Annotated in this window: 15 protein-coding genes; 2 read left to right on the top strand and 13 right to left on the bottom strand. The window is 67.0% G+C overall.

The window, feature by feature from the left end; translation table 11 throughout:
* Position 1: 1 nt before the first annotated feature.
* The gene (locus PCA10_RS13440) at positions 2-1,582 is read right to left on the bottom strand and encodes an ABC transporter substrate-binding protein (RefSeq protein WP_016492639.1); all 1,581 of its coding nucleotides are present in this window, start codon (positions 1,580-1,582) and stop codon (positions 2-4) included.
* 408 nt (positions 1,583-1,990) lie between these two features.
* Between PCA10_RS13440 and PCA10_RS13435 the strand changes: the two genes are divergently transcribed.
* Together PCA10_RS13435 and PCA10_RS13430 are read left to right on the top strand one after the other, a co-directional pair.
* Complete coding sequence (locus tag PCA10_RS13435) at positions 1,991-3,892, top strand: DUF1302 domain-containing protein (RefSeq protein WP_016492638.1); 1,902 nt, start codon at positions 1,991-1,993, stop codon at positions 3,890-3,892.
* Between the two features lie 27 nt (positions 3,893-3,919).
* Positions 3,920-5,293 (top strand): DUF1329 domain-containing protein, encoded by a 1,374-nt coding sequence (locus tag PCA10_RS13430; protein WP_016492637.1) that lies wholly within the window; start codon positions 3,920-3,922, stop codon positions 5,291-5,293.
* 508 nt (positions 5,294-5,801) lie between these two features.
* Here the strand turns inward: PCA10_RS13430 and PCA10_RS13425 are convergent.
* From PCA10_RS13425 to PCA10_RS13370, 12 genes are all read right to left on the bottom strand, one after another.
* Positions 5,802-8,324 (bottom strand): LuxR C-terminal-related transcriptional regulator, encoded by a 2,523-nt coding sequence (locus PCA10_RS13425; RefSeq protein ID WP_016492636.1) that lies wholly within the window; start codon positions 8,322-8,324, stop codon positions 5,802-5,804.
* A 170-nt stretch (positions 8,325-8,494) separates the two neighbouring features.
* Positions 8,495-9,544 (bottom strand): c-type cytochrome, encoded by a 1,050-nt coding sequence (locus PCA10_RS13420; RefSeq protein ID WP_016492635.1) that lies wholly within the window; start codon positions 9,542-9,544, stop codon positions 8,495-8,497.
* Between the two features lie 10 nt (positions 9,545-9,554).
* The gene (locus PCA10_RS13415; RefSeq protein ID WP_016492634.1) at positions 9,555-10,148 is read right to left on the bottom strand and encodes a c-type cytochrome; all 594 of its coding nucleotides are present in this window, start codon (positions 10,146-10,148) and stop codon (positions 9,555-9,557) included.
* An 84-nt stretch (positions 10,149-10,232) separates the two neighbouring features.
* Positions 10,233-12,695 (bottom strand): fused MFS/spermidine synthase, encoded by a 2,463-nt coding sequence (locus tag PCA10_RS13410; protein ID WP_051148074.1) that lies wholly within the window; start codon positions 12,693-12,695, stop codon positions 10,233-10,235.
* A gap of 164 nt (positions 12,696-12,859) precedes the next feature.
* On the bottom strand, positions 12,860-14,431 hold the full coding sequence (locus PCA10_RS13405; protein WP_016492632.1) for an arylsulfatase: 1,572 nt from the start codon (positions 14,429-14,431) through the stop codon (positions 12,860-12,862).
* Positions 14,432-14,541: 110 nt separating this feature from the next.
* Entirely contained in the window at positions 14,542-15,543 is a 1,002-nt protein-coding gene (locus tag PCA10_RS13400; protein WP_016492631.1) for an HAD family hydrolase, read from the bottom strand.
* 42 nt (positions 15,544-15,585) lie between these two features.
* Complete coding sequence (locus tag PCA10_RS13395) at positions 15,586-16,896, bottom strand: BatD family protein (protein ID WP_016492630.1); 1,311 nt, start codon at positions 16,894-16,896, stop codon at positions 15,586-15,588.
* Positions 16,893-18,494, bottom strand: a complete 1,602-nt coding sequence (locus PCA10_RS13390) for a VWA domain-containing protein (protein WP_016492629.1) — start codon at positions 18,492-18,494, stop codon at positions 16,893-16,895. The genes PCA10_RS13395 and PCA10_RS13390 overlap by 4 nt, the downstream gene beginning before the upstream one ends.
* A 1-nt stretch (position 18,495) precedes the next feature.
* Complete coding sequence (locus PCA10_RS13385) at positions 18,496-19,497, bottom strand: vWA domain-containing protein (RefSeq protein ID WP_016492628.1); 1,002 nt, start codon at positions 19,495-19,497, stop codon at positions 18,496-18,498.
* The gene (locus PCA10_RS13380; RefSeq protein WP_016492627.1) at positions 19,484-19,987 is read right to left on the bottom strand and encodes a DUF4381 domain-containing protein; all 504 of its coding nucleotides are present in this window, start codon (positions 19,985-19,987) and stop codon (positions 19,484-19,486) included. The genes PCA10_RS13385 and PCA10_RS13380 overlap by 14 nt, the downstream gene beginning before the upstream one ends.
* Positions 19,984-20,934, bottom strand: coding sequence for a DUF58 domain-containing protein (locus PCA10_RS13375; protein WP_016492626.1), 951 nt, complete (start codon positions 20,932-20,934; stop codon positions 19,984-19,986). The genes PCA10_RS13380 and PCA10_RS13375 overlap by 4 nt, the downstream gene beginning before the upstream one ends.
* 13 nt (positions 20,935-20,947) lie before the next feature.
* Entirely contained in the window at positions 20,948-21,919 is a 972-nt protein-coding gene (locus tag PCA10_RS13370) for an AAA family ATPase (protein ID WP_016492625.1), read from the bottom strand.
* Positions 21,920-22,072: the final 153 nt, after the last annotated feature.

The following is a 22,072-nucleotide window of genomic DNA, read 5'->3' as shown; positions in this document are numbered from 1 at the left end:
CTCAGGCCAGCGACCAGCGTTCGATGGCGCGCATGCCGTCCAGCGCCATGTTCCCGGCGATGGTGCCGGAGGCCACCACGTCGGTACCCATGCCCATGATGTGGTTCATGAACATCGGCACCACCGTGGCGCCCTCCTCGTGCAGCATCTTCTGCATGTCCCAGTAGATCGCCTTGCGCCGCGCCTCATCGAGTTCCGAGCGGCCTTGCAGCAGGAGCTTGTCGAAGCGTTCGTTGTTCCACTGGGTGTCGCCCCAGGAAGCGCCGCTGGCGTAGATCTGGCTGAAGATCCAGTCCGGGGTCGGGCGGCCGGTCCAGTAGCACATGCAGAAGGGCTTCTTGGCCCAGACGTCGATCCAGTAGCCGTCGTTGGATTCGCGCACCACTTTCAGGTTGATGCCGGCCTGGCGGGCGCTCTCCTCGAACAGCACGCCGGCGTCCACCGCCCCGGCGAACGCGGCGTCGGCACTGCTGATGGCGATGTCCAGGCTGCCGAGCCCGGCCTGCTTGAGGTAGAAGCGCGCCTTGTCCGGGTCGTACTGGCGCTGCGGCAGCTCGCTGTTGAAGTACTTCTGCTGGGCGCCGATGGGGTGGTCGTTGCCGACACTGCCGTGGCCACGCAGAATCGACTTCACCCACTGCTCGCGGTCCACCGCGTACTTCAGGGCGAGGCGCACGTTGTTGTCCTGGAAGGGACTGGCGGTGGCGATCATCGGCATGGTGGCGTGGTTCAGGCCGGTCACTTCGGCGATCCGCACCTTGTTGCTGCGCTGCAGCAGCGAGAGGGTCTTGATCTCCACCCGGTTGATCACATTGACCTTGCCGGTGAGCAGGGCGTTCTGCCGCGCGACCGAGTCGGCCACCGCGATCAGCTCGGCTTCGTCCACATGGGCCCTGCCCGGCTTCCAGTAGTTCGGGTTGCGCACCACGAAGGCCCGCACGCCGGGGTTGTATTCCTTGAGCATGTAGCCGCCGGTGCCGACACCGGAGCGCCAGTCCACCTGCCCGTCGGCACCACGGGGCAGGATGCCCAGGTGGTAGTCGCTCATCAGCACCGGGAAGTCGGCGTTGCCGCCCTTGAGGCTGACCCGCAGGGTGCTGTCGTCCAGCGCCTTCACTTCGTCGATCTGCGCGACGATGGATTTCGACAGGGACTTGGAGCCTTCCATGCGGTGATAGTCGAGGGTGGCGACCACGTCGTCGGCGACGAAGGGCTTGCCGTTGTGGAACTGCACGCCGCCGCGCAGCTTGAAGGTCCAGACCTTGGCGTCCGGCGTGGACTCCCAGGATTCCGCCAGCTCGGGGATGGCGTTGCCGGCGCTGTCGATCTCCACCAGGTTGCCGCGCAGGGCCTGGCTCAACAGCATCATGAAGTCATCCTCGGCCAGGCCCGGGTCCAGGCTGTCGGTGGTCGACGCCCCCGCCAGGCCGAATACCAGCCGTCCGCCTTTCTTCGGCTCGGCGAAGGCCGGCAACGGCAAGCCGTTGAGCATCATCCCCGCCCACAGCAGGCCTACGGTGCCTTTCACCAGCTCACGACGGGTTACGCCGAAGCGCTCGTCCCCAGGTTGCTTTTCCTTCATTCCACACCTCGCAAGACACAAGTTTTTTTGTACGACCGTACAAGCGCAATCCGGAAAAGCACCTACGGTCTGTTAGTGTTCAGTGTTGTGGCGAATGCACCATCAGTGTGCGTCTTGTGCTCAGCACATCTGTACAGTCGTACAATAATTATCAGAAGGTATTTGGACTTGCAAGGGATTTTTTGTACGACTGTACAGAAGGCAGGAGAAAGCGCGCCCGGTGCGAGGCGGCAGCGGCGCGGGAGAGGAAACGACACGGGCGGAGAAGGACCGTGCAGTCACGCTTCGGCGGGAAAAACATCATCCTTAGTAGTGACTTTCAATATCACTACTTTGTCCGTTACCTCGCCCTCCCCTGATTGATTAGCTTGCCCTCGCCGACAACAAGAACAGCAGGGGCCACGCTGCATGACTGCAAGAACAAGACACACCCGTTTCCGCCATCACGCACTCTTCATCGCCGTCACCCTGGCCTACTCGGCCAGCTCCCAGGCGGTCAGCTTCAACATTGGTGAAGTCGAGGGCCAGTTCGACTCGTCGCTCTCGGTGGGCGCCAGCTGGTCGATGCGCAGCGCCGACCCGGACCTGATCGGTGCCAACAACGGCGGCGACGGGCTGAGCCAGACCTCCGACGACTCGCACCTGAACTTCAAGAAGGGCGAGACCTTCTCGAAGATCTTCAAGGGCATCCACGACCTCGAACTCAAGTACGGCGACACCGGCGTGTTCCTGCGCGGCAAGTACTGGTACGACTTCGAGCTGAAGGACGAGAACCGCCCGTTCAAGCCCATCGAGGACAGCGGCCGCAAGGAAGGCGCCAAGTCCGCCGGCGCGCAGCTGCTGGACGCCTTCGTCTACCACAACTACCTCATTGCCGACCTGCCTGGCTCCGTGCGCCTGGGCAAGCAGGTGGTGAGCTGGGGCGAGAGCACCTTCATCCAGAACGGCATCAACGCGATCAACCCCATCGACGTGTCGGCCTTCCGCCGCCCCGGCGCCGAGGTCAAGGAAGGCCTGATCCCGGTGAACATGTTCTATGTCTCCCAGAGCCTGACTGACAGCCTGTCCGCCGAAGCCTTCTATCAGCTGGAGTGGGACCAGACCGTCGTCGACAACTGCGGCACCTTCTTCTCCCAGCCCGACGTGGTGGCCGACGGCTGCACCAACAACCTGGCGGTGCTGTCCCCGGCCTTGGCGCCCTTTGGCCCGGCCTTCGGCTACCAGACCACCCGCGAAGGCGTGATCGTGCCGCGTGGCGCTGACCGCGACGCCCGTGACGGCGGCCAGTTCGGCGTGGCCATGCGCTACATGTTCGAGCCGCTGGACACCGAGTTCGGCGCCTACTTCATCAACTACCACAGCCGCGCGCCGATCTTCAGCGTGCAGGCGGCGGACCAGGCCACCTACCAGCGCTCCCTCGGCATCCTGGCCGGCGCTTCGAATCCGGCGGTACCCGGCCCGGCTCGCCAGGGCGTGGCCATCGCCAACGTGGCGGCAGGCAGCAACTATTTCATCGAGTACCCGGAAGACATCCGTCTCTACGGCCTGAGCTTCTCCACCACGCTGCCCACCGGCACCGCCTGGAGCGGCGAAGTCAGCTACCGGCCCAATGCTCCGGTGCAGCTCAACACCACCGACCTGCTGTATGGTGGCGTGCGCGGCCTGGCGCAGTTCGGCGGGCCGTTCGCGGCGTTCTCCAACTTCTCCGTGCTCGGCGGCGATCCGGCGTCCATCCCCGGCAGCACCCTGGCCGGCTACGACCGCAAGGAAATCACCCAGCTGCAGACCACCTTCGTGCACTTCTTCGACCAGGTGATGGGTGCCGAGCGCCTGACCCTGGTGGGCGAAGTGGGCGTGACCCGTGTGGGCGGCATGGAAAGCACCAGCCAGGCCCGCTATGGCCGCGACCCGGTGTTCGGCCCGGGCGAGCTGCCGAACAACACCTGCCCCGCCATCAACGCCGGCACCGTCGGCCCCAATGGCGAGAACGTCAGCAAGTACTGCAACGACGACGGCTTCACCACCAGCACCTCCTGGGGTTACCGCGCCCGCGCCGTGTGGGACTACAACGACGTGTTCGCCGGGGTGAACCTGAAACCGAGCATCGCCTGGTCCCATGACGTCGACGGCTACTCCCCCGGCCCCGGCGGCAACTTCGAGGAAGGCCGCAAGGCCGTGAGCCTGGGCCTGGATGCCGACTACCAGAACACCTACACCGCCAGCCTGTCCTACACCGACTTCTTCGGTGGCGACTTCAACACCTCGATCGACCGCGACTTCCTGGCGCTGAGCCTCGGGTTGAGCTTCTAAGTAACGAATTCCACGAGGAATAGACCGATGACCACGACCCGTACCCTCCTGACCACCGGTGCGCTGGCCTTGAGCCTGCTGGCTACCAGCGTGATGGCCAAGGTTTCCCCCGATGAAGCCGCCCAACTGGGCACCAGCCTGACCCCCATGGGTGCCGAGAAGGCCGGCAATGCCGATGGCAGCATCCCCGCCTGGACCGGCGGCCTGGCGAGCAACGCCGGCGCTGTGGACGCCAAGGGCTTCCTGGCCGACCCGTTCGCCGATGAGCAGCCGCTGTTCACCATCACCGCCGCCAACGCCGAGCAATACAAGGACAAGCTGTCCGCCGGCCAGATGGCGATGTTCAAGCGCTACCCGGACAGCTACAAGATCCCGGTGTACAAGACCCACCGCACCGCCGCCCTGCCGGACGACGTCTACTCGCTGGTCAAGACCAGCGCCCTGAACACCGAAAGCGTGGGCGGCGGCAACGGCCTGAAGGGTTTCGCCGACAGCCGCTACTACGCCTTTCCCATGCCCAAGACCGGCGTCGAAGTGGTCTGGAACCACACCACCCGCTACCGGGGCGGCAACATCAAGCGCCTGATGACCCGCGTGCAACCGCAGGTCAACGGTTCCTACAGCATGGTGCACTTCGAGGATGAGGTGTCCTATCCGGGCAACCTCGCCGACCAGGCCCCGGGCAAGGCGGACAACATCCTCTTCTACTTCATCCAGCGGGTAACCGCGCCTTCGCGCCTGGCCGGCAACGTACTGCTGGTCCACGAGACCATCGACCAGGTCAGCGAACCGCGCATGGCCTGGCTCTACAACGCCGGCCAGCGCCGCGTGCGCCGCGCCCCGCAGGTGGCCTATGACGGCCCGGCCACCGCCGCCGACGGCATGGCCACCTCCGACAACTACGACATGTACAACGGCGCGCCGGATCGCTACGACTGGAAGCTGGTGGGCAAGAAGGAGATGTACATCCCCTACAACGCCTACAAGCTGGATTCGCCGCGGCTGACCTACGACCAGATCATCAAGCCGGGCCATATCAACCAGGACCTGACCCGCTACGAACTGCACCGCGTCTGGGAAGTGGTGGGCACGCTGAAGCCGGGCGAGCGCCACATCTACGCCACCCGCCACATGTACTTCGACGAGGACAGCTGGCAGCTGGCCCTGGTGGACCACTACGACGGGCGTGGCCAGCTGTGGCGCGTGGGTGAAGGTCACATCCAGCAGTACTACAACGCCAAGGTGCCCGGCTACACCGCCGAAGCGCTGTACGACGTGATCTCCGGCCGCTACTCGGTGGTGGGCCTGAAGAACGAGGAAAAGCGCAGCCTGGAGTTCGGCTTCAAGGCCACCGCCTCCGCCTACACCCCGGCCGCCCTGCGCCAGGCCGGCGTGCGCTGATCCAAACCTTCTGCATTCGACGCGTTCAGGCGGCCTTCGGGCCGCCTTTTTTTATTTTTCGCAGAGACTCGGGGGAAGGTACGGTTCATGCCGGTTGAGAGATTCGGTGTGGAGCGTGCTTGGAGATGGGGTGTTCGGTTCATTGCCGAGTGTGCCTCGGCTTTCTGTTTCGCCTTCCCGGGCGACTCCCTTTGGCAGTCGACGGAGTGCCGCCCACCCCAAAGGAAGCAAAGGGCTTGCCCCGACATCCGGGTTTGGCTTCGCCAAACTCCCCTCTCTCCATCCTTGCGCCGGGGGCCCGCCGCGAAGGGCCATCCATGGCCCTGCGCGGCTCTCGCGGCATCCATGCCGCTCGTCCCCCTCTGCAAGGATTCCACTCGGCCTACTGAAGGGGCGCTTTGCGCGGCGTCATCTCCTCTGCTTCGTGTCAGACACCGATCAGGCAGCAGCATCGTAGGATGGGTTGAGTGCAACGATACCCATCAACCCGAGCCAACACGCGCCCCACTCACACCAACCCCAACTCCTTCGCCCGCACCAGGGCCTGGGTCCGGCGCTCCACCCCGAGCTTGAAGTTGATGCGCTGGGCATGGGTCTTCACCGTGTGCAGGGAGATGAACAGCGCCTCGGCTATCTGCTGGTTGGCCAGCCCCTGGGCCACCAGCTTGAGCACTTCCATTTCCCGTCGGGTGAGCAGCGCGACCGGTTCGCCGTCACCGCGAGAGGCATCCCCGGCCCAGCGCATCAGTGCCGGGCTGCGCAGGGCGAAGGCCCGTTCGGCACTGGCCAGGCCCAGTTGCCGGGCCAGGGCCAGGGTGTCCAGCAGCAGCTGCTTGGCCTGGCCGGGCTTGTTCGAGGCGTAGAGCCCCTCCACCAGGCTGAAGCCAACCTCGCAGGCCACCACCCGCCGGCCCTCCGCCAGTGCCCGGGCATGCAGGGCGGTCAGTTCCGGCAGCGCCTGGTCCAGGTCGCCGACGGCCAGGCGCGCCTGCAGTTGCAGCAGGCGCAGGCCCAGGTGCAACTCGGGTGCGCCGTAGGGGGAGGTATTCAGCATCGACGCCGGCATCGAACGCAGGACCTTGTCCGCCTGGGCCGCGCGGCCCTGGCTGAGCCACAGGCGCGCGCGGGCGCGCAGGAGGTGCCCACGGTACAGCGCCTCGTCGACGTGGCTGAAGTGCATGAAGCGTTCCGCGTCGGCGATACGTTGGTAGGCGGCATCCGGATCGCCCTGCAGGGCGTCCAGTTCGGCCAGGCCCAGGTAGCCCCAGAACGCCGCCGGGTCACCGCAATCCAGGGCTTCCTGCTGGCCCGACTGGAACTCGCGGGCCGCTTCCGGGTAGCGCCCCTGCTGCGTCAGCAGCATCGCGCGGCGCAGTTGCACGCGCCCGCGCATGGGGCTCGGTTCATTGTCCCAGGCCTGGGTGAGCTCGCTGTACAGGCGCTTGAGCAGAGTTTCGGCGCGCAGCAGTTCACCGCGGATCTCCAGCAACTTCACATGGCCCAGGACCAGCACGGCCTCCATGGCCAGGCTGGCGTGCTGGCGCGCTTCCTTGGTGGCGGCGCGGTTGAGTTCCGCGGCCTCGTCCAGGCGTCCGTCGATCAACGCCTGCTCGACCTGCAAGGCGCGGGAGAACAGGCGTTGGCCCCAGGAACGCGACGACAGTTCGGCCAGCGCCTCGGCCAGCAGTTCGCGGGCACGCTCGGGCTGCCCACGGTGAAAGGCCAGGTTGCCGTGGAGGGCTTTCCACTGGGCCACCAGCTCGTGCTGGCGGCGGACATCGCCCTGGGGCAGGAAGTCGCCCAGCCGTTCGGTGTACGCCTCGGCTTCGTCCAGCCGGCCGCTGAGCATCAGGGTCCAGGCATTGAGCACGGTCAGTCGCGGGGTACTGGTCAGCAGCTCCGCAGGGAGCTCACGGCGCAGGTTCATCAGCTCCATCAAGCTGCGACCCTGCAGCAGCAGGTCGTTGGAATAGCGCTGCATCAGGCTGGCCGCCACGTCCATCTGCCCGGCCTTGACCGAGTACTCCAGCGCCTGACGCACCTTGTCCTGGCCCAGGTACCACTGGCAAGCCCGGCGAAACACGGCCTTGACCATGGGCTCCGGTAACTGGCCGGCAAGCACCCGGGCCTGTACCGGCTGCATCTGGAACGAATAGCCACCCTCCCCGGCCGGCTCGATGAACAAGCCGCAGTTCACCAGCTGCTCCAGCAGTCGCGCGCCCTCCCCGGCGCCCAGCAACTGTTCGCAGAGCGCGGCGTCGAACTGCGGCAGCAGGGCCAGGGTGAACAGGGCCTGGCGCCAATCCTCGGGCAACTCGTCGAGCACCTCGCTGCGCAGGTAGCCCAGCACCAGCGGATGATCCGGGTCGAACGCCACGGAGCCGCCAGTGGGGCCCTGGCTCAGCAGGTGCAGGCGGATGCCGGCGCACCACCCCCGGGTATCCCGATGCAGGTGATCGATGGCGTCCCGGGGCCAGCGACCGGCGAGCAGCATCACCAACTCCTGGAGATCGAACGCCAGCTCGCCGGCCCCCAGCTCGAACAGGTCGCCATCCAGCAGCAGCCGGGCCAGTTGCAGTTCGGGCCGGCGGCGGCTGGCGATCCACCAGGCGACATGGCGCGGCGAAGACTGGATCAGGTCATTGAGCAGCTCATCCAGCTCGCGGTCGGGAAAGCGCGGGTAGTCGTCCAGTACCACCCAGAGCCCGCCGCTGACCATGGCCAGCTGTTGGCACACCCCCGCCCAACTGGCATCAGGTGCTTCCAGGGCAACGGCCAGGCGCTCCAGCAAGTCCTGCCGGCCAAGGCGCTTGCCGTTCAGTTCGAGGAATACCGCGCGACAAGACGCCGGGCGCTGTTGCAGGCACTCCTTCAGCAATACGCTCTTGCCACTGCCGGCGGGCGCGCAGAGCAGGCGCAGGCGGCAATCGGCCTGGAGCAGCGAATCGCGCAGGCGCGGACGGACAAGATGATCAGGGGGTAGACGGAAGGACACGGCATCCCGATGGGGCGGTGGGAAGGATGAAGCCATGGGCGAATTGTTCTTCTTGTAGGGAAACGGATTGCTTGGCCCAGGCCCCGTTGCCGACTCCTTCCCTGGGGTCACGACGGCCTGGCGCAGATGCTCGCGATTTTAGCGGGAAAGCCCGGCGTGCGGGTGTCTCCGGTCAGCTCGCGGGTGGTTTTTTTAACGCTTTGCGGTCAGGGCTGGATACCGGCGGGGAACGCATGGCTGCCCAGGACCTCGCCATCCACGGTCTTGCCGTAAAAACCCTGGTCGGAGGCGTGGAAGGCCTTCGCGGTGTTGGCCAGGTTGCCGTCGTACCGGGGGTCCTGCGGCCGCTCGCGGCTGTTTATGTAGGCGGCCACATCCCAGGCCTGCTGGACATCGAGCTGGACGCCCTTGCCCAGCGGCATGTTCTCGTAGATGAAGGTCGCGGCGGTGTTCACCCGGTGCATGCCGGCGCCCCAGTTGTAGGAATCGCCGCCCCACAGCGCCGGGATCACCGCCACATCGGCCATCTTGCGCCCCTGCCCCTGGTCGCCATGGCACACGGCGCAATGCTGCCCATAGACCTGCTGGCCGCGCTCCGGCGACGGCGCCTGGAGCGGCGCCGCCAACGCGGCGAAGGCGCGACCCGGCATCTGGTCGCGACCGGCCATTTTCACCCGATCGGCCAAGGGGCCGGGCAGCACGAAGGATTCTTCCCGCCCGCCCAGCTGGAGTTGCTGGTCGCTGAGTTCGGGCACCGGCTTGTCGCGCTGGCCGAACATGTCCAGCAGCCCGCCCATCAGCAGCCAGTAGGAATACGCGGACATGGCCACCAGCTCCGGCGAATCCAGGGCCGGGGCCTTGCCATTCATCGAGTAGTTGAAGCAGCCCTGGATCCGTTCGGCGAAGTTGTTCACCCGGTTGTCCTTCGCCCGGAACGCCGGATAGGCCAGGTAGGCCGCCCACATCGGCGCCGCATAGGCCTTGGAGCCGGCGTCCAGGTGACAGTTGGTGCAGTTGAGCTGGTTGCCCACGTAGCGCCCCTTGAGCTGCTGCGTATCGACGAACAGTTCATAGCCCCGGCGCACCTTGTCGCCGAACGCGCCCTCAGGGATCCGCGACAGTTCCCGTGGCACGAAGTAGAGGGTATCGGCGGCCTTGGCCTGTGCCGCGACTTCCTCCTGCATGTCCGGGTAGGCCGCCAGCGCCGGCAGCGCGACGCAGCAGAGCAACGCGAGGCAAAGCTTCTCGATTCCCATGCCCGTCTCCTCAGCGAATGCCGGCCAGGTAGCTGGCCAGGGCCTGGATGTCCTGCGCGCTCAGGCGCCCGGCGATGGCGCCCATCATGTTGTCCGGGTCGCCTTTGCGCTGGCCCTTCTGCCAGGCCAGCAGTTGCGCGGCCAGGTACTCGGCGCGCTGCCCGGCGAGGCGCGGGAAAGGTCCGCCGCCCACGGCCGAGGGGCCATGGCAGCTGTAGCAGGCGGGAATGGAGCGGGACAGGTCGCCCTGGTAGTAGAGCCGCTCGGCGGGGGACCCGTTGCTGAACTGGCCGCGCAGCTGGAGCTTCGGCGTATCGCCCAGGGCGGCGAAGTAGGCCAGCACCGGCTTGCGCTGCTGCGGGTCGGCGTTGCCCTGCGCCATGGGGGTCATCAGCGGATTACTGCGGCGACCGCTGATGAAGTTCTCGATCTGCGCGTCCAGGTACGCTTCGGAAAGCCCGGCCAGCGCCGGCCCCAGGGCGGTGCCCTCGCCGTGCTGGCCGTGACACGCCACGCAGGGCTGGGCGCCCTTGGGCATCTCCAGCGCCATGACGGGGCTGGCCATCAGCACCAGCCAGGCGACTGCCGCGTTCGCGTAGGACATCCCGCCCTCCTGCTTTCATCCGTTCAGGGTTCCAGAAGCGTAGGCGATCGACGGAAAAGCACGAACAGCCCGCTGGCGACCGGGCTAGGGCCGATCACCGCCGATAAACCAGCGGTAATAGGGATTCTCCCCGTCGCTGCGGGTCACCTCGCGCATCTCCCGGGCCCAGGCCTGGCGATTGCCGTTGTAGGCGTGGAGCATCAGGCCATAGAAGCGGCCCAACTCGCGCCAGTCATCCTCCACCGCCCCACGCAGGCCGGCGTCCGCATTCAGCAAGGGCGGCGGCACACGCAGGGCCAGCAGCTCCGGCAATACCCGGGTGATTTCCTTGGGCCTTACCCAGGGGGCGTACTCGATGCGCGGCCGGTCGTCGGTCACCGCTGGCGCGTCACCGGCGTAGCGCACCAGCCCCGCCCGGTCGGTCACCCAGGTGGCCAGCAAGGCGCTCACCGAATCCACGCCGACCTCCGCCAGGGCCGCCGCGACCTGGGGCTGCGAGAAGCGTTGGCGGATGCGCGGTACATCCAGCTCCAGGGGTTCCAGCGAGCCGATCAGCAGCATCTCGTGGAATTCGGTGGTCCACAGCGACGCATAGGGGAACACCTCGAGGAAGCTGCGTACCAGGGAGCGGCTGTCCTCGCCGTTCTGGGTCGGCAACGGCAGCCACTGGGCCACCAGCCCGCTCGGTTCCAGCCGGTTGGCGGCCAACTGGTAGAAGTCCCGCGAGTAGAGATTGACCACGCCCGCGGCCGAGGGTGGCGGCGGTTCCAGGGTGATCAGGTCGTAACGCTGTTCGCTGCGCAGCAGCTCACGGCGGCCATCGCGCAGACGGATGTCCAGGCGCGGGTCGTTGCGCGCATCGAAGTTGCCCTTGAACAGATCGGCCGCGGCGAGCACCTCCGGCAGCAACTCGGCCACCACCGGTTGTTGCAGCCCCGGATAGCGCAGCATGGCGCCGGCGGTAATGCCGGTACCGAAGCCGATGACCAGCGCCGAGCGCGGCTCTTCGCGATGGATCAGCAGCGGCAGCAGCGCCTGCAGGCGCATGTAGCGCAACGAGGGCATGGCATCGCCCGTATTGGATACGCCCTGGATGTAGAGACGGCTGAACTCCCGCCCCGGCCGCCCCTGGGTGACCACGGCCACCGTGCCGCCCCTGCCCTCTTCATAGAAGGCGAGCTGGCCATTGCGCGCACCGGGCAGCAAGTCCGCCAGGCGTTGAGGCGGCGTCAGCACCCCGATCACCAGCGTCGCCAGGGCCACCGTGAGGATCGCGCCGCGCATGCCCCGGCGGACGCCCTCTCCGCGCCAGGCGGCCAGGCAGCCCACCAGCGCCGCGACCAGGGCGAGTACCGCCAGGGTGCGCACCAGGCCGACGGCGGGTACCAGCACGAAACCGGTGAGCATTACCCCGGCGATGCCGCCCAGGGTGTTCAACGCCACCACCGCACCGACATCACGGCCAACGTGCCCGCTGTCCACCGAGAGCCGCAGTGCCAGCGGAAAGGCCGCGCCCAGCAAGGTGGTGGGGAGGAACACCATGCTCAGGGCCGCCGTGGCGAAACGCGCGCACATGCCGGCCAGCTCATTGCCGGTGGCCTGCAGCACGAGCAGCTCCATCTGCGTCTGCGCCACCACCAGCCAGCGGCCGAGGCCGGCCACCTGCAGTAGGGCGAGTAATCCGGCACTGGCGATCAGCAGGCCGAACAGGCCCCAGGGATCGCCGATGCGGTCGGCGCGTCGGGCATACAGGGCGCTGCCCAGCACCAGCCCGGTCAGGTAGGTGGCGAGCACCATGGCGAAGGCGAAGGTGCGCGTGCTCATGAACTGCACGATGGACTGGCTCCAGACCACTTCGTAGCCCAGGGCCACGCCACCGGCCACGCAATACAGGGCGATGGCCAGACGTGCCGCCGGCGAACGGGGCGCCCGCGCGGCTTCCGGGGCCTGGGCCGGCACCTCCTCGCCGCGGCGCGCCAGCGAGGCGCCGGCGGCGGCCAGCAGGTTCAACGCGGCCGCCGCCAGGGCGCTGCCGGTCACGCCCAGTTGCGGCAGCAGGACAAAGGCCGCCAGCAGGGTGCCGGCGATGGCCCCGGCGGTATTGGCGGCATAGAGCCGGCCACCCGCCTCGCCCAACTGGCCCTCTGCCGGGGTCAGCGCGCGGACCAGTACCGGCAAGGTGCCGCCCATGAGGAAGGCCGGCAGCCCCACCAGCACGAAGGGCAACAGCCAGGCGAGCAGGCCGACCTTGTCTTCCAGGCGGGCGAACAGGCCGGCGGCATTGGCCAGGGCCAGCGTGGCGCCGACGCCGAGCAGCGCCACCGCCAGTTCGAGAAAGGCGTACAGCCGCACGGGGTGGCGCAAGCGGTCGGCCCAGCGGCCGAAGACCAGCCCGCCCAAGGCGAGCCCGGCGAAGAAGGCGCTGATGCCGGTGGTGACGGCGTAGACCTCCACCCCCACCACCAGGGACAGTTGCTTGACCCAGAGCACCTGATAGACCAGAGCCGCACCGCCCGAGATGAACAACAGGACGGTAGGAATCAGCATCTGCAGGGGAACCCGCTTGCGGGCATCGTCACCAACCCGGGCGCGGGAGCGCATACGGGACGAACTGGCGGCTGAAGACATCGACTGGGCCTTAGCGGATCGAACGCTCCGCGCAAACGGGGAAAAGGACGGCGCCCGCACAGGGCGGGCGCCGGGGTAACGCATTACTGTTGTTGCTTCATCTTCTCTTCGATCTTCTTGTCCACATCGGAGCGGATCTGGTCGATGCTGAAGCTCGCCGGACGCTGGCTCGGCGGGTACTCGACGAAGGTCTGCAGGAACTTCGCGGCCTTCTGGGTGCCCTGGAAGAGCAGGTAATCGTTCTTGGTCAGCCAATCGTAGTACTGGTCGGAGACGATATCCGCCCGCTCGAAGGGGTCCATCCTCAGGTTGAACAGCTTGGGCACCCGCAGGCAGGTGAAGGGCTCGCTCCAGACCTGCAGCCCGCCCGGCGCGCGCTGTTCGCACCAGACGATCTTCCAGGGACCGAAACGCATGCCCACCAGCTCGGCGTCGTCGTTGAAGTAATAGAACTCGTTGCGGGCGCTCTTGTCGGTCTTGCCGGTCAGCATGTCCAGCTGGTTGTAGCCATCCAGGTGCACCTTGAAGCTCTTGCCGCCCAGGTCGGTGCCCTTGAGCAGGCGCTCCTTGATATCGGTGTCCCCCACCGCCGCCAGCAGCGTGGGGAACCAGTCGAGGCCGGAGAACATCTCGGTGGAGATCGAGGCGGGCTTGACCTTGCCCGGCCAACGGATCATCGCCGGCACCCGGTAGGCGCCTTCCCAGTTGGAGTTCTTCTCGTTACGGAACGGCGTGGTCGCCGCATCCGGCCAGGACCACTGGTTCGGGCCGTTGTCGGTGGTGTAGACGACTATGGTGTTGTCGGTGACTTTCAGGTCATCGAGGGCCTTGAGCAGCTTGCCCACGTCACCGTCGTGCTCGAGCATGCCGTCGGCGTAATCGTTGCCGAGCATGCCGCTCTGCCCTTTCATCGAGTCGCGTATGTGGGTGAATGCGTGCATGCGGGTGGTGTTCATCCAGACGAAGAACGGCTTGTCGGCCTTGACCTGCCTGTCGATGAAGTTGATGGCGGCCTGGGTGGTCTCGTCGTCGATGGTTTCCATGCGCTTGCTGTTCAGCGCGCCGGTGTCCTCGATCTTGCCGTCGGCGCTGGACTTGATCACGCCGCGCGGCGAGGCGGCCTTGACGAAGGCCGCGTCATCCTTGGGCCAGTAGGGACGCTCTGGTTCCTCTTCGGCATTGAGGTGGTAGAGGTTGCCGAAGAATTCGTCGAAACCATGGTTGGTGGGCAGGTACTCGTCGCGGTCGCCCAGGTGGTTCTTGCCGAACTGGCCAGTGGCGTAGCCGTGGGATTTCAATGCCTGGGCGATGGTGACATCGCGGGCCTGCAGGCCCACCGGCACGCCGGGCATGCCCACCTTGGACAGGCCGGTGCGCAGGATCGCCTGGCCGGTGATGAAGGTGGAACGCCCGGCGGTGCAGCTGTTCTCCGCGTAGTAGTCGGTGAACATCATGCCTTCCTTGGCGATGCGGTCGATGTTCGGCGTCTGGTAGCCCACCACACCCTTGCCATAGGCACTGATGTTGGTCTGGCCGATGTCGTCACCGAAGATCACCAGGATGTTGGGTTTGTCCGCGGCGCTGGCGATGCCCGCGCCGAGGACGGTGGTCGCCGCCAGCGCGACCGTTGTTAACCAGTTCCTACTGCGTTTCATATGGCCTTTCTCCGTCTCACGTTGCTGTCGTTTCCACGACTACGTGCACGAGAGCGTCCGACTGCCCGGCTGGGTCCCTGTGCTCCTGCGGATGTCCTCGTCAGGGGTGGTCAGTTGTTTTCAAAGGGGTAGACACGGCTCCACTCCTTCGCCATGTCCACCACTGTCCAGTTGCCTTGCTTGGCCGCATCCAGCGCCTTGTCCAGGCGGCCGACCTTGCTTTCGCGGTCATAGGCCCATTCGCGCTTGGCGTCGGTGTGATGCACCAGCCCGGCGAAGCGCTTGCCGCGCCCGGCCATGGTCCACTGGAGCATCTGCAGGTCGCCGTCGGAGTTGCCGAAGGCAAGGATCGGCCGGCGACCGATGACCTGTTCGATGCTCACCGGCTTGCCCGGCCCGTCGTCGTTGTGGGCGAGCTGGGGCAGGCGCTGGATCGACAGCTTGCCGTCCTGGTCCTGGAACTCGCTCTGGAAGGTGGTACCGATCACCTGTTCCGGTGGGATGCCGTAGACCTCCTCGGCAAACGCCCTCATGAAGGCCACCTCGCCACCAGAGACGATATAGGTCTTGAAGTCGTTGGCCCGCAGGAAGCGCAGCAGTTCCAGCATCGGCTGGAAGACCATTTCGGTGTAGGGCTTGCCGCTCTTCGGGTGCACGGCATTGGCCAGCCAGCTGCGGCTCTGGTCGATGAAGGCCTCGGTCGCCATGCCCGAATGGGTGGCGGCGATGATCTTCATCAGCCCTTCCATGCCGCTGTCGGCCAGGGCTTTCTGGTCGCCTTCGAGCACCGCCTTGAAGGGCTGCTGCTCCTTCCACTCCGGGTGCTGCGGCGCCAGGCGCTTGACCTCGTCCAGGGCGAACAGCACCTCGAAGTACATGGGCTGCTCGCTCCACAGGGTGCCGTCGTTGTCGAACACCGCGATGCGCTCGGCCGGAGGGACGTAGTCCTTGCTGCCCTCGTCCGTCACCGCGCTGACGAAGGCCAGGATGGCCTGACGCGATGGGCCATCCTTCCACGACGGCAGCGGGACGGCCGCCTGGGCCAGCAAGGGCAGGACCAGGAGCAGGCTGAACCACCAGCGCAAACGGTAAAGGGGAGATGACTGGCTCATGTGACGTCCTTGCTGAGTTGGCTTTTGCCTGGCCCGACCGGGTCAGGGATTCAGCGGTTTCAATCCATGCCGCGTACGAACTGCCTGTTTCCTCGCGGTTACCGCACGCCGCACATCCGGCAATGCCTCTGTCAGGTCGGCGACTGCTTGACTGTCAGCCTGTTCCGCGCCAAAGCGCGATTTGAAGAAGGCTAGCAAACGATTTGCAATAAGGTCGGGTAGCGGTCGGGAAAAATCCGACAGTGTCCTATCCCCCGTGCTGCGACGAACCCACAGGTAGAGGCCACCCAGTTGCGCCGGCCTGGCCGCCAGCTGCCGGCGGGCGAGTTCCCAGGCATGTTCGGCGGAGTCCAGCCGCGCCCGCTGGCGGGCCAACCGCCAGTGCCGCAACCGGCCCAGAGCGGCTCGGTACCAGGGACGACCGAAATAGGCGAGCACGGCCACCAGCACGAGCAGCACGCACAACAGCAGCCAGTGGCCGGCGATTTTCACCCGGGCTTTCTGGCCCAGGTCACGCAGGTCCTGGCTGATGGAAAAGGGCGCCTGGTAGGTGCCCTGCTCCGCCGTCAGCTGCACCGCCGGCACCGAGGCGGTCTGGGCTTCTCCGGTTGTCGCGTCCCACCATTTCAGTTCGATGGCGGGCAGGCTGTGCTCGCCCGGCTTGTCGATCACATAGGTGACGGAATCTTCCCTGGCGCCGCCGGTAATGCCGCCGCGACCGTCGCTGATCGGTTGCACCTTCGGGGTCTGCACATAGCGCTTGAGGCCCTCCACTTCGGCGAACTGCGGGGGCGGGAGCAGCATGGCCTGGGCGCCTTCGGCCTCCACCTCGAGGCGGCGGGTGATGCTGTCGCCAACACGCAAGGGGTCGTGGGAGCGCTGGATTTCCTGGGTGAAGTCAAGGCTATTGGCCACCAGCCTGTGCTCGTCGCCGGCGCCCGCCAGGGGCTTGGCGGTAAAGCCCAGGGGCTGGCTTTTCAGTTTCATCGGACCACTGGCCTGGCCTGGCTGGACCTGGAATTCCAGCGCCGGGATCTCGAAGCGTTGCGCCACTTGCGGGGTGATCTGGTAGGTGAAGCGCAGGCCGAAGAAGGTCTTCCCGTCCTGCTGCTGGGTAAGGTGCTGCGCCTCGCCGCCGGGGGCATTCACCAAGGCACCCGGCAGGTCGAGCCTGGGCAGGATCGGAGCGGCGGTGAACCAGGTATCCACCAGTAGGTCCACCTCCATGTTCAGGCTGCCGCCCACCATGACGCCGTCCGCCGGCACCAGGCGGTTCTGCACCCGCACCTCGGGTTCGGCGGCCAGCCCCAGCACGGGCAGGCACAGCAGCAACCACGCCAGCCAGCGTTTCATGGCCTGCCCTCCCCGGCTTGTCGGCGCGCGGTTTCCTGGAGCATGAACTTGCGCTTGAGGAACTGCGCCGGCGAGGTGGTGAGGTTGTTCAACCAGACCTGATCGGAGGCGGCCTTGGCCTTGTCCTGCTGCACCGCCTTGCCGCCCTTGGAAGGTGTCTGGTCTTCCACCACCTTGTCGGGCTTTTCATTTGGCGTGCCCGCCTCCTGCTGGTCTTCGTAGTCCTTCAGCAGGGCCTCAGCCAGGGCCAGGTTGGCGCTGGCCTCGGGAAAGGCCGGCTGCTTGGCCAGGGCCTGCTTGTAGGCGGCGATGGCCTCGGGGAACTTGAACAGGCGGACATAGGTGTTGCCGAGGTAGAAATACGCTGGCGCCGTGTCCAGCCGGCCGAAACTGGCCAGGGCAGCGTCGAAGTCCGCCGCGTTGTAGGCCGCGAGGCCCTTCCAGTAGGGGTCGGTGAAGTGCGCCGCGGCCTGGGGGTAGTGCTCATGCTCGAAGGCCCAGCGGCCCTGCTGGTCCGGGGTGAAGAGGGCGTCCGCCAGGGCGCCGGCCCGTGCCGCCTCGGGCGCACCGCCCAGCGCCACGGCCAGCAGCAGGCCCCCCAGCCAGTGCACCCGCCAGCCCCGCCGCAGGCAAAACAGAGCGATCAGCGCCAGGGGCCAGCAGAGCCAGTAGCCGGCGTCCTTCCAGTGCACCTCCTCGCCGTCGCCCTGCACCGCCTGGAAGTGCCGCTGGGCGTGGAGTTCGATCCAGTCCAGGTCGTCATCGTCGAGGGTCAGGCTGCCCAGGGGGGCATCGGCGGCGGCGGCGAGGCGCTTGAGGCCTTCGGCGTCGAAGCGGCCCTCCACCGGCCGGCCGTCGGCGCTGATCCGTGGCTTGCCCTGGGTGTCGCGCACCAGGCCCCCATCCTGGCTCCCCACCGCCAGCACCAGGACCTGCAGGTCGCTGCCGGCGAGGCGCTTGCCAATGGCGTCGAACTGGCTGGCGTCGGCGCCATCGGTGAGCAGCACCAGGGTACCCGGGGTACGTTCCGCGTCGAGCAGCTTGCGCGCCTGCTCCACCGCACCCAGCACGTCCTTGCCCGGTTGCACCATGAGGTCGGTGGCCAGGGCCTGGACGAAGGTATCCAGCAGCGCGGGGTCTTCGGTGGCGGGTAGCACCAGGTGGGCGCCGCCGGCATAGGCGATCAGCGCGGTGCGGGCGCCGGCCCGGCGCTGGATCAGGTCATGCAGCTTGTGCTTGGTGGCTTCGAGGCGGGTGGGCGGTACGTCATCGGCGTCCATGGAGGGCGACAGGTCCACCGCCAGGATCAGCGGCGCACGGTTGTCGAGAAAGGCCGGCGTGTCCTGCTCCCAGGTGGGGCCCGCAGCGGCCAGGCCGCCCAACACCAGCAAGGCGCCCAACAGGTGCACGGGACGCAGGCGCGACTCGTCCTCAGGGGTGATGACCAGGTGGTCCACCAAGTGCGGCGCGATGATTCCGTCGAGCTGGCGTTTGAGGTCGTGGCGGCGCAGCCAGAGCAGCGGCAAGAGCACGCCGGGCGGGATCAGCAACAGCCAGAGGGGGCGCAGGAAGTGAAAGGCGCTGAGGTCGATCTCCATCTCAACGCTCCGTTTCCGGGCGGGCCGTGGCGCCCGACGCAACTCCGCCGAACAACGCCGCCAGCCCATGGCTCGCCGCCAGGAGCAGCAACGCCGCCCCCAGGGGCCAATGGAACAGGTCGCGTTTGGGCTGGTGGCTGAAGGTCTTCACCTTGTGCGGGGTGAGCTGGTCCAGGGTGGCGTAGACCTCCCGCAGGGCATTGCGATCGTCGGCGCGGAAGTAGCGGCCGCCGGTGGTCCGGGCGATGGCCTGGAGGGTTTCCAGGTCCACCTTGGCATCGCCGCTGGCTTCAGGGTCGCCGATGCCGATGGTATGCACCACGATGCCCCGTTCCCGCGCCAGCTGGGCCGCATGATCGGGGGTGATGGCGCTGCCGGTGTCGTTGCCGTCGGTGAGCAGGATCAGCACCTTTTCCTGCTCCTTGGCGCTCTCCAGCAACTTGATGGTCAGCCCGATGGCATCGCCCAGGGCGGTGTTGGGCCCGGCCATGCCGATGCCGACTTCGTCCAGCAGCAGCCCCAGGCTGGCGTGGTCGAGGGTGAGCGGCGCCTGGGGATAGGCGCCGGTGCCGAACACGATCAGGCCGATGCGGTCGTCCTTGCGCTGCGCGATGAAGTCCCGGACCACGCCTTTCACCGCAGTCAGGCGGTCGACCTGGCGCCCGTCGGCGTCGGTGTAGTCGGTGGTTTCCATGGACTGGGAGATGTCGATGGCGAGCATCATGTCGCGGATCGGCTGCTCGCGCTGGATGGCCTGTTCGACGAACACCGGGCGTGCGCAAGCGGCCAGCAGCAGTGCCCAGACCAGCAGGTTGAGCGGCAGTTGCCAACGCCTTCCCCCGGCGCCGCCCTGCCCTGGCGCCTGCCCCACCGCGCGGCTCACGGCGGCGAAGAATGGCACCCGCAAGGCGCTGCGGGCCTCGCGGTACTCGCGCAGGTAGCGGTAGGCCAACCAGGCCAGCGGCAGCAGGAAGAGCACCCAGGGATAGTCAAACTGCCACACGGTGCGCCTCTATCCAGTGCCGGCTGGTGGAGAACAGCGCACGGACCTCGGCATCCGGCATGCCCTTTACCTGGGCATCCGGCGCATAGGCGACGGTGAACAGCTGCGCGGCGAAATCCTCAGGCAGGGGCCGTGGCGCACTGCGCGCGAGGAAGGCCTGCCACTCCACGCCGCCCAGGCCGGCCACCTCCGGTGCGTTGGGCATGGACAGGGCAACGCGCTTGAGCAGCACGGGCAGCTCGCGCAGGGCCGGCAGCCGCCGCTCGGGGTCGGCCAGGGCCTGACCCAGGGTATCCAGGCGGGCCAGCGCCTCGCGGCGGTAGCGGTCCCGTTGCCAACGCCGCCAGCGCAACGTCGCCCACATCCCGGCGATCAGCAGCAACACCAGCAACAACACCAGCCAGCCCCAGGTCTGCGGCCAGTAGCTGACCAGCGGCGCGGGTACGGCCAGTTCCCTGAGTTGGTCGATGCTCGGTGCGGCGGCGGTCATCGCGGTATCCCGCTCAGTCGGCCCAGCTCCCGGCGCAACTGCGCAAGGGCATCCTCACCGGTGCTGATCATCATCAGCGGCACCTGGCTGCGACGCAGCAGTTCGGCCACGTCCTTCAGGCGTCCGGAGAGGAAATCCCCCAGGGGTTGATGGACCTGGCGGCTGCCCACTTCCATTTCCACCTGGAGCGCTCCCTGGGTAACGGTGATCCGTCCCTTCTCCGGCAGCTTGAGGGCCATGGGGTCATAGACCAGCATGGCGATCACGTCGTTGTGGGCGTTGAGCTGGCGCAGCAGCTGCAAGGTCTTGGCCGTGACGCCGGCAAAGTCGCTGATGATGCAGACCAGGTGATCGTGGCCGGCGGCGGCTATGCAACTGCGCAGCACCTGGTCGAGCTGGTCCTGGTGCTCGCTATCGACACCTGCGGCATTCAGGCTGTGGTTGGCGCGGATTACCGCCGCGCAGAGGGCCTCGATTCGGGTGCGGCTACGCAGCGGGCGAATGTGCTCCACCCGCTGGTCACCGAACACCAGGCCACCGACGCGATCGCCGGCGTGGAAGGCGATCCAGGCGGACAGGGACGCCAGCTCCGCCGATGTGACCGACTTGAAGCTGCGCCGGGAACCGAAGTACATGCTCATGCGCTGGTCCACCAGCAGCAGGGTCGGCCGGTCCCGCTCTTCGGTGAAGGTCCGCACGAAGGGCTTGCCGTAGCGCAGCGAGGCGCGCCAGTCGAGATGACGCAGGTCGTCGCCGGGCATGTAGTGGCGCAGTTCGTCGAAGTTCAGGCCGCGCCCGCGCAGGCGTGACGCGTGGTTGCCGGCGAGTATGCTCGCCAGGGGCTGGCGGGCGAGAAAGCTCAGGCCGCGCACGCGATGTTCCAGCGCCATCAATTGCGCGAGCGAGGCGTAGACGAAGCCGTCCGCAGCGGGCTGTGTCTGATCCATGGCGTCGATCCCGTCAGGCCGGAATGGCCACCTTGTCGAGCAGCCGGTCGATCACCTGGTCGGCGCCCACGCCATCGGCGATGGCGTCGTAGGAAATCTGCAGGCGATGGCGCAACACGGGATGCAGGACGGCGCGCACGTTGTCCGGGGAAACGAAGTCCTGGCCCTCCAGCCAGGCGTGGGCCCGGGACACGCGATCCAGGCTGATACCGCCCCGGGGGCTGGCGCCGATGTTGATCCAGCGGGCAAGGTCGGCGTCGTAGTCGGCGGCGTGGCGGGTGGCGTTGATCAGGTCGATCAGGTAGCGGTCGATGGCGTCGGACACATGCACCCCGGCCACTTCGCGGCGGGCCGCGAAGAGCACCTCCTGGGCCAGGCGCGCCGGCTCCCCCGCATCGGCTCCCTTCTGTTCCTCGCCGCGTACCAGGCGCAGGACCAGGGTCTCGTCCGCAACCGCGGGGTAGTCCAGCTGCAGCTTCATCAGGAAGCGGTCCATCTGCGCCTCGGGCAGCGGGTAGGTGCCTTCCTGCTCGATGGGGTTCTGGGTGGCCAGCACCATGAACAGGCCGGGCATGGGATAGCTCTGGCCGGCCACGGTGATCTGCCGCTCTTCCATGGCTTCCAGCAGCGCGGCCTGAACCTTGGCCGGGGCGCGGTTGATCTCGTCGGCGAGGATCACGTTGCCGAACAGGGGGCCCGGCTGGAACTTGATCTGGTTGCCGTCGGCGGTCTGCTGGAGGATCTCGCCACCGGTGATGTCCGAGGGCAGCAGGTCGGGGGTGAACTGGATGCGCCGCATCTGGGCTTCCAGGTGGGTGGCAAGGGCCTTGACGGTGCGGGTCTTGGCCAGGCCCGGCAGGCTTTCGAGGAGGACGTGGCCGTTGGCCAACAGGCCCAGCAGCACATGGCGAATGGTGTCGGCCTGGCCGAGCACCATTTCCGCGACGCTAGCTTCCAGCCCTTTTATCTGCTCGCGTGTAGTCACTGATCCATTCCCTGACTGAGCGTTGGAATTCGACGTTAGCGTGGGGCGACATGCCGAATTCGAGTTTGGCCGGAGACTGCGACACCGGCGCGATACCCATTCGTCATCGGCGGTCAGGTAACTCTAGTTGCTGATCCTTGCCCTGCCATAAAT

This window comes from Pseudomonas resinovorans NBRC 106553, assembly GCF_000412695.1.
GTDB classification, from domain to species: Bacteria; Pseudomonadota; Gammaproteobacteria; order Pseudomonadales; family Pseudomonadaceae; genus Metapseudomonas; species Metapseudomonas resinovorans_A.
Note: the sequence above shows the minus strand (reverse complement) of the source record. Positions and strands in the feature narration are given on the sequence as shown.